This is a genomic window from Mesorhizobium sp. M8A.F.Ca.ET.208.01.1.1, from assembly GCF_004791315.1.
In the GTDB taxonomy this organism is placed as follows: domain Bacteria; phylum Pseudomonadota; class Alphaproteobacteria; order Rhizobiales; family Rhizobiaceae; genus Mesorhizobium.
On the sequence record NZ_SRUT01000150.1, the window covers coordinates 1 to 352 of the forward strand.

The 352-nt window shown below is 61.6% G+C and carries 1 protein-coding gene; it reads left to right on the forward strand.

Going from position 1 to position 352, the window contains the following annotated elements; all coding sequences use genetic code 11:
* Positions 1–303 (forward strand): DUF4262 domain-containing protein (locus tag EN851_RS34670; RefSeq protein ID WP_135931079.1); only part of this gene is annotated, 303 nt, incomplete at its 5' end.
* Positions 304–352: the final 49 nt, after the last annotated feature.

Genomic DNA, 352 nt, shown 5'->3' on the forward strand with positions numbered 1-352 from the left:
CTCAAGCCGGAGCTCTCGCAGACCATCATCAACGAATATTGCCGACGGGTGCGCAGCGGCGAGAGGTTCAGCGTGGGTGAGCGGGCGTCGGGTTTCCTGGGAGGCGGCTTCGACTGTCAGTTCGGTGCGGTCCATCCCGACCATTACCCGGAGCATTTCGGCTGGGACATCTGGTTCTACGACGGACCGGATTTCCGGATTATGCAGCTTATCTTTCCGACAACGGCCGGTGTTTGGCCATGGGATGCCGAAGCCGATGAATGGTTTCGCCAACGGCAGCCGCTGCTTGACACCCCGCCCTAACTAGCGCCCTAACCTTAGCGTCGCGGCCAGAACGCCAGTGCAGCCAGGC